This is a genomic window from Pseudomonas sp. MHK4, assembly GCF_054600775.1.
Window position 1 is genome coordinate 1 of record NZ_BAAIAK010000053.1, and the last position, 615, is coordinate 615.

The window sequence follows — 615 nt, forward strand, 5'->3', positions numbered from 1 at the left end:
TGGTCGATTATGAGCTGCCAGACCGTGCCATCGGTTTCGTCATGGGCCACAACATGCTCGACGAGTACTGGGACACTGACAGGCATACCGCGCTAAATCGATCCAGGAACAGCAAGCCCAGACCCGACCACGGCCCGCGTGGTGATACGCCACGTCAGGATATTTCCAGTCAGGTCAGCGGGCCGATTCTGGAACACCTGCACCACAACTTCGCCAGCGCCTGGCGCAAGGAAACCGGCGAGGACCTGCTCGCTCTACGGCAAGCCAAGCAGGTGGGGCCACAACTTCAATGCTTGCCCGGCGCCACCCGGCAGTTGGCTCAACTGCTGCGCACCCAACCCCAGGAAGGCAAGCGGGATATCGAAAAGCTTTACCTGCAAGCCGTCAACAACGCGACCCAATTTATCTACATCGAGAACCAGTATTTCCGCTGGCCTCCCCTGGCTAACCTGATCAAGGACGTCGCCGCCAGCCAGGCCAGAGCCGGACGTGATCCTGTGGAGCATGGCAGCCTGCATCTGTTCGTTGTCACCAATGACACAGAACAAGGCCTTGGCCCTGGCGCAGTCAATACCCAACGCATGCTCGAAAGCCTCGGGCGCGCCGACACCATTC

General features: G+C 59.8%; 1 protein-coding gene. It reads left to right on the top strand.

Translation table 11 applies throughout. The annotated features are described in order from the left end of the window. The coding region (locus ACYP2Q_RS31475; RefSeq protein WP_459734105.1) for a phospholipase D-like domain-containing protein at positions 1-615 on the top strand (615 nt) is incomplete at both ends.